This window comes from Streptococcus sp. 1343, from assembly GCF_013277355.1.
Classification (GTDB): domain Bacteria; phylum Bacillota; class Bacilli; order Lactobacillales; family Streptococcaceae; genus Streptococcus; species Streptococcus pseudopneumoniae.
In genome coordinates, this window is the sequence record NZ_VMMT01000019.1 from 54,883 (window position 1) to 68,751 (window position 13,869).

Consider the following 13,869-nt stretch of genomic DNA (forward strand, 5'->3'; position numbering starts at 1 on the left):
AGGTTCTGATGAAATATTTTGTTCCTAATGAGGTATTCAGTATTCGTAAATTAAAGGTGGGGACTTGCTCGGTACTATTGGCAATTTCAATTTTGGGAAGCCAAGGTATTTTATCGGATGAAGTTGTTACTAGTTCTTCACCGATGGCTACAAAAGAGTCTTCTAATGCAATTACTAATGATTTAGATAATTCACCAACTGTTAATCAGAATCGTTCTGCTGAAATGATTGCCTCTAATTCAACCACTAATGGTTTAGATAATTCGTTAAGTCTTAATAGTATCAGCTCTAATGGTACTATTCGTTCCAATTCACAATTAGACAACAGAACAGTTGAATCTACAGTAACATCTACTAATGAAAATAAGAGTTATAAGGAAGATGTTATAAGTGACAGAATTATCAAAAAAGAATTTGAAGATACTGCTTTAAGTGTAAAAGATTATGGTGCGGTAGGTGATGGGATTCATGATGATCGACAAGCAATTCAAGATGCAATAGATGCTGCAGCTCAAGGGCTAGGTGGAGGAAATGTATATTTTCCTGAAGGAACTTATTTAGTAAAAGAAATTGTTTTTTTAAAAAGTCATACACACTTAGAATTGAATGAGAAAGCTACAATTCTAAATGGTATAAATATTAAGAATCACCCTTCCATTGTTTTTATGACAGGTTTATTTACGGATGATGGTGCGCAAGTAGAATGGGGCCCAACAGAAGATATTAGTTATTCTGGTGGTACGATTGATATGAACGGTGCTTTGAATGAAGAAGGAACTAAAGCAAAAAATCTACCACTTATAAATTCTTCAGGTGCATTTGCTATTGGGAATTCAAATAACGTAACTATAAAAAATGTAACATTCAAGGATAGTTATCAAGGGCATGCTATTCAAATTGCAGGTTCGAAAAATGTATTAGTTGATAATTCTCGTTTTCTTGGTCAAGCTTTACCCAAAACGATGAAAGATGGGCAAATCATAAGTAAGGAGAGCATTCAGATTGAACCATTAACTAGAAAAGGTTTTCCTTATGCCTTGAATGATGATGGGAAAAAATCTGAAAATGTGACTATTCAAAATTCCTATTTTGGCAAAAGTGATAAATCTGGGGAATTAGTAACAGCAATTGGCACACACTATCAAACATTGTCGACACAGAACCCCTCTAATATTAAAATTTTAAATAATCATTTTGATAACATGATGTATGCAGGTGTACGTTTTACAGGATTCACTGATGTATTAATCAAAGGAAATAGATTTGATAAGAAAGTAAAAGGAGAAAGTGTACATTATAGAGAAAATGGTGCAGCCTTAATAAATGCTTTTAGTTATAAAAATGTAAAAGATGAACTTGATTTAAATAAGAAAGTCGTTATTACTGAAAATATATTTAATATTGCCGATCCTAAAACAAAAGCGATACGAGTTGCAAAAGATAGTGCAGAATATTTAGGAAAAGTATCAGATATTACTGTAACAAAAAATGTAATTAATAATAATTCTAAGGAAACAGAACAACCAAATATTGAATTATTACGAGTTAGTGATAATTTAGTAGTGTCAGAGAATAGTATATTCGGTGGTAAAGAAGGAATTGTTATTGAGGATTCAAAGGGTAAAATAACCGTTTTAAATAACCAATTTTATAATTTATCCGGTAAGTATATATCATTCATCAAATCTAATGCAAATGAGAAAGAACCTGTTATACGTGATAGCGATGGTAATTTCAATATTGTAACGGAGAATGGGCTTTATAAAATTGTAACAAATAACTTAAGTGATAAAAACGAAAAAGAAAAAAACAAAGAGGAAAAATTTAAAACAAGTTCATATGTGCATGAAAAACAATCTAATTCAAATAATGTAATTGATAGTAACCAGAAGAACGGAGAGTTTAACTCAAGTAAAGATAATAGACAAATGAATGACAAGATCGACAATAAACAAGATAATAAGACAGAAGAAGTGAACCATAAAATAGTTGGAGATGGCAGAGAAACTGAAAATCATATTAATAAATCTAAAGAAATAGTAGATGTAAAACAAAAATTACCAAAGACTGGTTCGAACAAGATTATGGAACTATTCTTAACAGTGACAGGAATTGGTTTACTTTTGACACTAAAAGGGTTGAAGTATTATGGTAAAGATAAATAAAATTTGTTCGATACAAGGAAGTTCTGTAGAAAATGAGGATGCTGTAGGTTCACAAAATCAGTATTTTTGGATTATTGATGGAGCTACAGATTTATATAATTCTAAAGAGGAGATAGGTTATTCAGTCTCAGAAGTTGTACATATTTTATCAGAAAGTTTGTCGGTTAATTGTAAAGAATCAAAAACTCTTAAACAAATATTTGAAACTGCTTTACTTGAGGTTAAAGATGAAATCGGTTTAAACTCATATGAATTAACAGAGTATTATCGCTTACCAACATTTGCTTTTATATTTGCTAAACTTTCAGAAAAAAAGTTGGAGTATATGATGCTAGGTGACTGCGTCATGTTAGTAAACGAAATGGAAATAACTGATCATAGAGTAGATAACTTATTTGAAAAAGGGAAAAATGAGATAAAAGATTCAATTGGTACAAATAGTGTTTTAAATAAAAAAATTATTTTACAAAAAATCAGAAAATTATCTAATCAACCGAGTGGGTACTGGATAGGTTCGTTGGATGAGAGATTTTTAGACCATGCTATTATTAATCAAATAGATGTTACTAGTGAACAAATTGTTTTAATGAGCGATGGCTTTTATGAATTCTATCAAAATAATCAAAATAAAACTTTTGAAGAGTTAATTAAGATGAGATTTAATTCTTCTGCTATTGATCCAATCTATGGAAAGAAGGATGATGCAAGTATTCTAGTTATTGATGTTTGATATATTGTTTAAAATATTAATTGTTACTATTGAACTTTGTTAAGAAGAGGTACCTAAATGTTAAGGTTATATTTAGAAAATGAAATTATAGAATTATCAAATAATTTAGAGACCATTTGGGTATCTGTGCTTGATAAATATGAGAAGTTATTTGAATATTTATCAAATGAAGAACGAGTAGAATTGATTAAAGAAGATTTAATCATAAATGAGTCAGTTCTAAATATTGATAAAAAAGGATTTGAGTTAATTTGTTTACAACATCCTGTTTCATATGACTTAAGAAGAATTATTAGTGTAATAAAAATATCAACTGACATTGAACGTATTGGGGATAGAATTGTTGAAATTTTAAAAAATCTACAGATTATTCAAAATAATGAAAATTTGAAGAAAATTATTTCAGAAATAAAAATACTTCATGAAGTTATCGGACAGCATATGAATAGGGCTATATCTTGTTATAGAGAGGAACAATCTGGATGTTTAGATATGGTTGTTATACAAAAACAGAATGAGATAGAAGAGCTTAGTATAAATATTGAAAAGAAAATAATGAATTACATATTTGAAGATGATGGGAATGTTTCTGAAGTAATTGGTGCTTTAGATATTATTCATCACCTTGATAAAATTGCTCATACTACGCAAGCAATTTATAAATGGATAATGTATAGAAAATATGGGAACATAAATTAGAAAGAAAAATATATGAAAACAATTATTGATAATTTTGTTGATAGAGTAATTGAATACGGAATGTATAATGAAATTGACAAAATATATGTGAAAAATAGAGTATTAGCGTTAATAGGTGAGGAGGGAACTGATCGCATTTCCGATGAAAATGACCTGAAACAAATAAAAGATTACTTAGTGGAAATCGCCTTAAAAAACGGTAAAATTAAAGATTTAATCGAGGAAAAGGAATGTTTAGGAGCAGAGTTAATGAATTTCATAGTTCCTTTACCTAGTCGATTAAATGATATTTTTTGGAGTTCATATGATATATCACCTCAAGAAGCAGTTGAAGAGTTTTATAAGTTAAGTAAAGATAGTGATTATATTAAAACTTCTGCTATTGCTAAGAATATTGAGTTTAGAGCATCAACTAAATATGGAGAGCTAGAGATTACGATAAATTTGTCAAAACCCGAAAAAGATCCAAAAACAATTGCTGCTGAAAAATTAGTAAAAGCAACTAATTATCCCAAATGTTTACTATGTATGGAAAATGAAGGATATCAGGGGCGAATAAATTATCCAGCACGTTCGAATCATAGAATTATTCGGTTGAAACTTGGTGACGAAGTATGGGGATTCCAGTATTCTCCCTACTCATACTTTAATGAGCATGCGATATTTTTGAATAGTCAACATGTACCAATGGCTATTACCTCTAAAACATTTGAACAATTATTGGAGATTGTTGATATTTTGCCAGGATATTTTGCTGGTTCAAATTCTGATCTTCCTATCTCAGGAGGCTCCATTCTTAGTCATAACCACTATCAGGGAGGGAAATATATTTTCCCAATGGAAAAAGCAAAATTTGAGAGTGAATTTCGTTTTAAAGACTTTGAGGATATTAATGCTGGTATTGTAAAATGGCCAATGTCAGTAATTAGGTTACAAAGTGAAAATAAAAATCGCTTGTTAGATTTAGCTACTAAAATTCTAAATAAGTGGAGAGAATATTCAGATTTAGAAGTAGACATCATTGCTATGACTGAAGATGTCCCACACCATACGGTGACTCCTATTGCTCGTAAAGTGGACGGGAGATATGAATTAGATATTGTTCTAAGAGATAATCATACTACTGAACAATACCCAGATGGTGTTTTCCATCCTCATCAAGATGTACAACATATTAAAAAGGAAAATATCGGATTAATCGAAGTGATGGGACTTGCGATATTACCACCTCGTTTGAAACCAGAGTTAGAAGAAGTTGGAAAATATCTTTTAGGAGAGGAAAACGCAATTGCGGATTATCATTTAGAATGGGCCGACCAATTGAAAGAAAAATATCCTAACATTAAAAAAGAAGAGGTTAATAGCGTAGTTCAACACGAAGTAGGACAAGCATTTGCGAGAGTCCTAGAAGATGCAGGTGTTTATAAGAATACTTCATCTGGACATGAAGCGTTTATGAGATTTGTTAAGTCGGTTGGAATTAATTAGGAGGAAACCCAAATGGCAATATTGGTAACAGGCGGAGCTGGTTATATTGGTAGCCATACCGTAGTAGAATTACTAAATTTAGGAAAGGAAGTTATCATTGTCGACAACCTTTCGAATTCTAGCATCTTGGTGCTAGACCGTATTGAAGCAATTACAGGAATACGTCCTGTGTTTTACGAATTAGATGTTTGTGATAAACAAGCATTGAGAAAGGTATTTGAACAAGAATCGATTGATGCTGCAATTCATTTTGCAGGTTATAAAGCTGTCGGAGAATCCGTGCAAAAGCCTGTGATGTACTACAAAAATAATATTATGAGTACATTGGCACTTGTTGAAGTGATGTCAGAATTTAATGTTAAAAAGATTGTCTTTTCTTCAAGTGCGACTGTATATGGAATTAACAATCAGTCACCTCTAATTGAGACGATGCAAACAAGTGCGACAAATCCTTATGGGTATACGAAAGTGATGCTTGAGCAAATTTTAAAAGATGTTCATGTGGCAGATTCAGAATGGAGTATTGCGTTGCTTCGTTATTTCAATCCAATTGGTGCTCATGAGTCTGGGCTTATTGGGGAAGATCCCTCAGGAATTCCTAACAACTTGATGCCTTATATTGCACAAGTAGCGGTAGGTAAGCTGTCAGAGCTAAGTGTGTTCGGAAATGATTATGATACGCTTGATGGTACTGGTGTGCGTGATTATATCCATGTAGTAGATTTAGCAATAGGACATATAAAAGCTTTAGAAAAAGTATCTGAAAAAACAGATGTTTATATCTATAACCTAGGCTCGGGAGAAGGCACTAGTGTATTACAACTTGTAAATACATTTGAAAGTGTTAATAAGATCCCTATTCCTTATAAAATAGTTCCAAGACGTTCAGGAGACGTTGCAACTTGTTATGCAAATGCAGACAAAGCATATAAGGAATTAAATTGGAGAACAACAAAATCGATTGAAGACATGTGTAGAGATACATGGAATTGGCAATCAAAAAATCCCAATGGCTATAATTGATGATACTGTCTATATGAGTGCTGTATTTTGGAAAAATTACTTAACCTTTTAATGAAATGTATATTTAATGAAAGATAAATTAAAAAAAATGTTTGACAGCGCTTGACAAAGGAAACGGTTTCATTGTATAATGTAAACATGGTGACACCGATGTCAAATATAAAAAAGAAGGTCTTTATATGAAAAACTTAACAAAAATTAAGTTCAAAGAGAATGGGGAATTTAATCATTTCCCTGGGAATACAGTTGTAGCAAATCTTTATACTAAACAAGATTTGATGGAAGTTGTTGATATTATTCAATCACGTTATAGAGAATTACCATTTATCGATAAGTTCACTTTAACTCCAAGGAATTCTATTCACATGACTGTAATTGAATTGTTGTGCCATGAAAATCGTGAAACGGAGTTTTGGAGCAGTAATCTTCCTCTAGATACACCTTTACAGGAAATACATGATTACTTTGCTAAACAACTTGAAATTTTTCCATTGTTGGATGAAGAAATTCATATGCGTGTAACTGAAATGGGAAAACAAAACATATTAGTTGAACCTGCAGATGAAGCTTCTGCAAAGAGATTAGAAGAAATTCGTACTTATGTCTCAGAAAAAGCAGGTGTTTGTTTCCCTAATCATGATAGATATCAATTCCATATTTCAATTGGGTATCTTCGGATTCCTCTAACCGAAGAGGAGGAAGAAGAGTTTACTAAAGTCAGAGCAAAATTAACTGAAATTTTATTAGAGAAGATTCCAACTATTACTGTAAACCGTATTGACTATACTGTATTTGAAGATATGAGACAATTTGTTCCATATCACGAAAAATTTAAATAAAATAATAAAAAAGGAGAACTTATCATGAAAAAAATGAAAGTTTGGTCTACTGTACTTGCAACGGGAGTTGCTCTTACTACACTTGCTGCTTGCTCTGGAGGTTCAAATTCTACGACTGCTTCTTCATCTGAAGAAAAAGCTGATAAAAGTCAAGAATTAGTAATCTATTCGAACTCAGTCTCAAATGGTCGTGGTGATTGGTTAACTGCTAAAGCAAAAGAAGCTGGTTTTAATATAAAAATGGTTGATATTGCTGGCGCTCAATTAGCAGACCGTGTTATTGCTGAGAAGAATAATGCAGTTGCAGATATGGTATTTGGAATTGGTGCTGTTGACTCAAATAAAATTAGAGATCAAAAATTACTAGTACAGTACAAGCCTAAATGGTTAGATAAAATTGATCAATCTTTATCAGATAAAGATAATTATTATAACCCAGTTATTGTTCAACCCTTGGTATTGATTGGAGCTCCTGATGCAAAAGAAATGCCAAAAGACTGGACAGAGTTAGCTAGTAAATATAAGGGACAATATTCCATTTATGGCTTAACTGGTGGGACTGGACGCGCCATTTACGCAAGTATTCTAGTTCGTTATCTTGATGAAAAAGGTGATTTAGGAGTATCGGAAAAGGGCTGGGAAGTTGCAAAAGAATACTTTGCAAATGCCTATACACTACAAAAAGGTGAAAGCACAGTTGTTAAAGTATTAGACAAAGAAAACGCTATCCAATACGGTATGATCTGGGGGTCCGGGGCTCTAGTTGGTCAAAAAGAACAAAATGTTGTTTTTAAAGTGATGTCTCCTGAAATTGGGGTTCCATTTGTAACTGAGCAAACAATGATTTTGAGTACAAGTAAGAAGCAAGCATTGGCTAAAGAATTTATTGATTGGTTTGGTCAATCTGAAATTCAAGTAGAGTACAGTAAAAACTTTGGCTCTATCCCTGCCAATAAAGATGCCCTCAAAGAGCTACCAGAAGATACTAAGAAATTTGTTGATCAAGTGAAACCACAAAATATTGACTGGGAAGCTGTTGGAAAGCATTTGGATGAATGGGTAGAAAAAGCTGAATTAGAATACGTACAATAAGAAATAAGAGTTATTTTTTATGTCCAAGTCTCTCTATTATTTCTAAATTTAAGGAAGAAATAAAGAGAGGCTTTTGGTTTAGTAATAGAGGGAGTTAGTGAGATGATTAAATTTGATAATATTCAAATTAAATATGGTGATTTTGTTGCAATTGATAATCTGAATTTAGATATACATGAAGGGGAATTCTTTACATTTCTTGGGCCTTCAGGATGTGGTAAATCAACTACTTTGAGAGCATTGGTAGGTTTTTTAGATCCATCATCAGGAAGTATTGAAGTTAATGGAACAGATGTCACTCATTTGGAACCTGAAAAGCGTGGAATTGGTATTGTATTTCAATCTTATGCGCTATTTCCAACTATGACTGTTTTTGATAATATTGCATTTGGTTTAAAAGTTAAGAAGGTAGCTCCAGATGTTATTAAAGCTAAAGTATCAGCAGTAGCAGCAAAAATTAAGATCTCTGATCAACAGTTACAGCGTAATGTATCAGAATTATCTGGGGGTCAACAACAAAGGGTAGCATTGGCTCGTGCTCTGGTTCTTGAACCTAAAATTCTTTGTCTAGATGAACCATTGTCAAACCTTGACGCAAAATTACGTGTAGATTTGAGAAAAGAGTTGAAAAGACTTCAAAAAGAGTTAGGTATTACTACTTTATATGTTACTCATGATCAAGAGGAAGCCTTGACTTTATCTGATAGAATTGCAGTCTTTAACAATGGATACATCGAACAGGTCGGTACACCAGTAGAAATTTATCATAATTCTCAAACTGAATTTGTATGTGATTTTATTGGAGATATTAATGTTTTGACTGATGAAACAGTCCACGAAGTATTATTGAAAAATACAAGCGTTTTCTTAGAGGATAAAAAAGGATACATTCGATTAGAGAAAGTTCGATTCAATCGTGAAACTGAACAAGATTTTATTCTAAAAGGGACAATTATTGATGTTGAGTTTTCTGGAGTTACAATTCACTATACAATAAAAGTTTCTGAAAGTCAGATTCTTAATGTAACAAGTATTGATAGTCAGGCTGCTATTAGATCTGTCGGAGAAAGTGTGGAATTATTTATCACTCCATCAGACGTTCTGCAATTTTAAGGAGGTGCAGTATGCGTCATAAATTAAATTTAAAAGATTGGCTTATTCGTTTAGGGTTAATCTGGTTCTTAGTAACATTTATTATTTATCCAAACTTTGATCTAGTAGTGAATGTATTTGTAAAAGGAGGAGAATTTTCCCTTGATGCTGTACATCGTGTTCTAAAATCTCAGAGAGCACTTCAGAGTATTATGAACAGTTTTAAGTTAGCATTTTCACTCATTATTACAGTTAATATCGTAGGTATTCTTTGTGTTCTATTTACAGAGTACTTTGATATTAAAGGTGCTAAAATTTTAAAATTAGGTTATATGACTTCTTTAATTTATGGAGGAGTGGTTTTAGCGACTGGATATAAATTTGTCTATGGTCCTTATGGATTGATTACAAAATTTTTACAAAATGTTATCCCTTCTTTAGACTCTAACTGGTTTATTGGGTATGGTGCAGTCTTATTCATTATGACATTTTCAGGAACTGCTAATCATACATTGTTTTTAACAAATACAATTCGAAGCGTTGACTATCACACTATTGAGGCTGCTCGAAATATGGGAGCAAAACCATTTACTGTTTTCCGAAAAGTAGTGTTACCAACCTTAATTCCAACTCTATTTGCACTTACTATTATGGTTTTTCTTAGTGGTTTATCTGCAGTAGCAGCACCCATGATTGTTGGTGGTAAAGAATTTCAAACTATAAATCCAATGATTATTACATTTGCAGGGATGGGGAATTCTCGTGATTTAGCTGCCTTACTTGCAATTATTTTAGGTATTGCAACTACAATTTTGCTTACTATCATGAATAAGATAGAAAAAGGTGGAAATTATATTTCTATCTCTAAGACTAAAGCGCCTCTTAAAAAACAAAAAATTGCGTCTAAGCCTTGGAATATCATTGCTCACATTGTAGCATATGGATTGTTCACAGTTTTCATGCTTCCACTAATTTTTATAGTATTATACTCATTTACAGATCCAGTTGCAATTCAAACAGGTAACTTAACATTATCAAACTTTACTTTAGAAAATTATCGCTTATTCTTTAGTAATAGTGCGGCATTCTCTCCATTCTTGGTCAGCTTTATTTATTCTATTATTGCTGCGACAACAGCAACAATTCTCGCAGTTGTATTTGCTCGTGTTGTCAGAAAACATAAATCTCGTTTTGATTTCTTATTTGAATATGGTGCTCTACTTCCTTGGTTACTACCAAGTACACTTTTAGCAGTAAGTTTATTATTTACTTTTAATCAGCCACAATTTCTTGTCTTGAATCAGATTTTGGTAGGTGGTTTGGTAATTCTACTTATTGCATATATAGTTGTAAAAATCCCATTTTCTTATAGAATGGTACGTGCTATTTTATTTAGTGTTGATGATGAGATGGAAGATGCAGCAAGAAGTATGGGTGCTTCACCTTTTTATACTATGATGAAGGTTATCATTCCATTTATTTTACCGGTTGTTCTCTCTGTTATTGCTTTAAACTTTAACTCTTTATTAACTGACTTCGACTTATCTGTATTCCTTTACCATCCCCTAGCTCAACCATTAGGTATTACGATTCGATCTGCAGGTGATGAAACAGCAACATCTAATGCACAAGCTCTGGTATTTGTTTATACAATTGTTCTGATGATTATTTCTGGAACGGTATTATACTTCACACAAAGACCGGGGCGTAAAGTAAGGAAATAATCATGACAGCCACTAGTCTTGGGTTATCACATATTGAAATAGTTGTCAGGATTGTTTTATCAGTAGTCATTGGTAGTATAATTGGTTTAGAGAGAGGGAGCAAATCCCAGCCTGCAGGCATCCGAACTTATAGTATTGTTTGTCTAGCTGCATGTTTGATTATGATGACGAATGAATACGTATCTTATAAATTTGGGACAGGAGATCCTACACGATTAGGAGCTCAAGTTATATCAGGTGTGGGTTTTCTAGGCGCTGGAACGATTCTTATTACAGATAAAAAGAAAATTACAGGTCTGACAACTGCAGCAGGCATTTGGGCTTCGGCAGGAATTGGATTAGCTATTGGAGTAGGTTTTTATGAGGGAGCTCTTTTAGTAGCTATTTCTGTTTGGGGTGTGATATCCATGTTCCAACCACTAAAAAAATATCTGCAAAATCGTTCTAAAATGATTGAATTGTATATAGTGGTTAAATCTACAGAAGCCTATAATCGTGTATTGGTTTATTGTGCAGAAAATGGTATCAGAATGACCGATTCAAGAACAGCGTTTGGAGATGTTAATTCTGACAGAATTGAATACTTTGATGTTCCGGACAAAAAAATAGCGTCATTTATTACTCTGGAATTATCAGGTAGATTTGAACATCTTCGACTGATGGAAGAAATTGCTAATATTGTAGGTGTTATTTATGTCGAAGAAATTAGCTGAAATTTAGTAAACAAAGGGACAGATGTTTTTGTCCTTTTGTTTTTTAGATGTTTTAATCATCTAATTTTTGAGTAGATTTTTGCTCAGAGGCTTTTATGAAAGATTATAAAATCAATTTTGATTTAGGTAAAATAGAATATTTTGATAATAATTGTTTGATACAAGTATACAAATTTATTTCTTTTTATGATATTTGTGAAATGGTGTTTGCCTTTCATTTACCTCCTGATGAGTTGATAACAAATGTTATCTTTAAAGAAAAAAATAACTCTATGTTAAAATGTTAAATTGACAGGCTATTATATGTTTTTATAAATCCTACACATTTTACTGAAAAAGTTAATCTACAATTTTATGATAGTTTTTTCTCATATGAATTTATTTGTCGTGAAGTTGGAAACATTCTTAAAAATAAAGGTGTGAAATGCAATTTAAACTTTTTTGAAGGGAAAGAATATTTGTAAAATTAATTTTGTGAATTTGTGGATCTTAAATAATTTACTAAATTCTCTTGTTAAAAAAAATTAAATATTGTATAGTAATATTAGAATGTTCGTAATGGAGGACTGAAATGAAAAATATAAATGGGAAAAAGGTAACTATTTATGATATTGCACGTTTATCAGGTTTTTCTCCAAAAACAGTTTCACGAGTTATTAATGGTGGAGTAAATGTTAAAGAAGAAACTTATCAAGCGATTCAAAAAGTTATAGAGGAATTGTCGTATATTCCAAATGCGTATGCAAAAAATTTAACTAAAAAAGAAGCTATAAATATATTGATTTCTGTAAAAAAAATCGACTCTTTTCCTTTAATTTGGTTTCATACGCTGTTAGATAAAGTGTTACGGACGTGTAAAGAATTTGGTGTTAATGCTATAGTTGAGTACTTTGGAGAGGAGGATACAATTAGTAATTCAATTATATCAAGCACAGGTAGCCTAGTAGATGGTGTTATTGTTTTTTATGAAAGTGTAGATGATATCAGAATTCAGTATTTAAAGAAGAACCATATGCCTTTTCTTGTTTTCGGTGAATCTCAAACGTCTGGAGTAGTCTATGTATCTAATAATAATTTTCAAGCTACTTATGATATGATGAAAGCTGTAACTGAAGAAAAATTTAAAAATATGTGGTTGCTTATGGGAGGAGAATCCCATGTTAATAAGGATCGTGAAAGAGGTGTGCGTTCTTTTCTGAATGATAAAAATTACTTTATGGATTTAAAAGTCATTTATGGCTTATCTACAATTGATTCAGTTTATTCTTATGCAATGCAGCACTTGACTACCCAAAATTATCCGGACATTATTTTTGTTTCAGGAGATGAAAAGGTTCAGGGCTTGATTCGTGCGTGCTATGAGAAAGGAATTCTTATTCCAGATGATATTTCTATCATTGGATTTGATAATATTCCTATTTCTCAGTATTATACTCCAGCTTTGTCTACAATTGCTCCCAATTATGTTAAATTGGCTAAAGAAATGATAGAAGGTGTTTTAGCAATTATTAAAGGGGAAAGTGTCACATCTGTTGAAGTTTCTCCTAAATTTGTTAGGAGACAGAGTTTCTAGTATTGTTTAATTCTTGAAAATCCTAGTGGAAAAGATGGAGTGTTCTAAAATAAGTTCTGTTTAGCCTCCATTCAGTTTCTATTGAGTTGGATCCAATTTCTAACAAGTGGGACATGTTCATGTTCGATCTAAGGAAGACATGGTCACATTCGAATGATATTTTCAAAAAAATCGTAAAAAAGTCTTGACAAAGAAAAAACAAAGTATTAAAATAAGTTCAACAAATCAGAAAAGTAACTATTTTTGATCTTCAGGGAGCCTGTGGTGATTGTGAATAGGTGGTTGGAAGTAGTGAAAGTGGGCTGATTTTGAAAATGAATTTGAAACAATGAAAATTCGGTGCGCACACCTTACAGTGCAGCTTGTTGTTAGACAAGGCAGAGATGTAAAGGAGATAGTTCCTTTACAATTGAGGTGGCACCGCGTTACCAACGCCCTCACATGGAAGTAGATTCCGTGTGTGGGCTTTTTTCTATCCGTCGTTTGGTTTATCTTTTATTAGGGCCTTAAGTCGCTTTGATGAACTTGAGTTCTATCTACAGCTCCTTGCCTACTACTAAAAGCAAACAAAAAGGCTGGACTAATACGAAAAAAGCTAGTAATACTCAATGAAAATCAAAGAGCAAACTAAGAAACTAGCCGCAGGTTGCTCAAAACACTGTTTTGAGGTTGTGGATAGAACTGACGAAGTCAGCTCAAAACACTGTTTTGAGGTTGCAGATAGAACTGAC

The 13,869-nt window shown here is 32.2% G+C and carries 12 protein-coding genes and 1 other annotated feature; all 12 genes read left to right on the forward strand.

Translation table 11 applies throughout. From position 1 onward, the window contains the following. The first annotated feature begins 8 nt into the window (after positions 1–8). The 12 genes from pfbA (at position 9) to HT709_RS03035 (ending at position 13,138) form a co-directional block, all read left to right on the forward strand. On the forward strand, positions 9–2,165 hold the full coding sequence (pfbA, locus tag HT709_RS02980) for a multi-ligand-binding adhesin PfbA (RefSeq protein WP_172925507.1): 2,157 nt from the start codon (positions 9–11) through the stop codon (positions 2,163–2,165). Beyond that, positions 2,149–2,895 (forward strand): protein phosphatase 2C domain-containing protein, encoded by a 747-nt coding sequence (locus HT709_RS02985; RefSeq protein ID WP_023935650.1) that lies wholly within the window; start codon positions 2,149–2,151, stop codon positions 2,893–2,895. The genes pfbA and HT709_RS02985 overlap by 17 nt, the downstream gene beginning before the upstream one ends. A gap of 57 nt (positions 2,896–2,952) precedes the next feature. Beyond that, complete coding sequence (locus tag HT709_RS02990; RefSeq protein WP_000945329.1) at positions 2,953–3,594, forward strand: phosphate uptake regulator PhoU; 642 nt, start codon at positions 2,953–2,955, stop codon at positions 3,592–3,594. Positions 3,595–3,606: 12 nt separating this feature from the next. Continuing rightward, positions 3,607–5,082, forward strand: a complete 1,476-nt coding sequence (gene galT, locus HT709_RS02995) for a UDP-glucose--hexose-1-phosphate uridylyltransferase (protein ID WP_023932602.1) — start codon at positions 3,607–3,609, stop codon at positions 5,080–5,082. A 12-nt stretch (positions 5,083–5,094) separates the two neighbouring features. Further along, complete coding sequence (gene galE / locus HT709_RS03000) at positions 5,095–6,105, forward strand: UDP-glucose 4-epimerase GalE (RefSeq protein WP_000996560.1); 1,011 nt, start codon at positions 5,095–5,097, stop codon at positions 6,103–6,105. A 179-nt stretch (positions 6,106–6,284) separates the two neighbouring features. After that, a complete protein-coding gene (locus HT709_RS03005; protein ID WP_172925508.1) occupies positions 6,285–6,944 on the forward strand; it encodes a DUF1868 domain-containing protein in 660 nt (219 codons plus the stop codon). Positions 6,945–6,968: 24 nt separating this feature from the next. After that, positions 6,969–8,036, forward strand: coding sequence for an extracellular solute-binding protein (locus tag HT709_RS03010; RefSeq protein ID WP_000738360.1), 1,068 nt, complete (start codon positions 6,969–6,971; stop codon positions 8,034–8,036). Between the two features lie 102 nt (positions 8,037–8,138). Then, positions 8,139–9,149: an ABC transporter ATP-binding protein gene (locus tag HT709_RS03015; RefSeq protein ID WP_000589142.1), complete on the forward strand. Its 1,011-nt coding sequence runs from the start codon at positions 8,139–8,141 to the stop codon at positions 9,147–9,149. Positions 9,150–9,160: 11 nt separating this feature from the next. Continuing rightward, a complete protein-coding gene (locus tag HT709_RS03020) occupies positions 9,161–10,852 on the forward strand; it encodes an iron ABC transporter permease (protein ID WP_172925509.1) in 1,692 nt (563 codons plus the stop codon). A 2-nt stretch (positions 10,853–10,854) separates the two neighbouring features. Further along, positions 10,855–11,565: an MgtC/SapB family protein gene (locus HT709_RS03025; protein ID WP_061366747.1), complete on the forward strand. Its 711-nt coding sequence runs from the start codon at positions 10,855–10,857 to the stop codon at positions 11,563–11,565. Between the two features lie 95 nt (positions 11,566–11,660). Next, positions 11,661–11,852, forward strand: a complete 192-nt coding sequence (locus tag HT709_RS03030) for a hypothetical protein (RefSeq protein ID WP_000656293.1) — start codon at positions 11,661–11,663, stop codon at positions 11,850–11,852. 284 nt (positions 11,853–12,136) lie between these two features. Continuing rightward, the gene (locus tag HT709_RS03035; RefSeq protein WP_000789949.1) at positions 12,137–13,138 is read left to right on the forward strand and encodes a LacI family DNA-binding transcriptional regulator; all 1,002 of its coding nucleotides are present in this window, start codon (positions 12,137–12,139) and stop codon (positions 13,136–13,138) included. 211 nt (positions 13,139–13,349) lie between these two features. Beyond that, positions 13,350–13,580 (forward strand) — a binding site (T-box leader). The last annotated feature ends 289 nt before the right edge of the window (positions 13,581–13,869 follow it).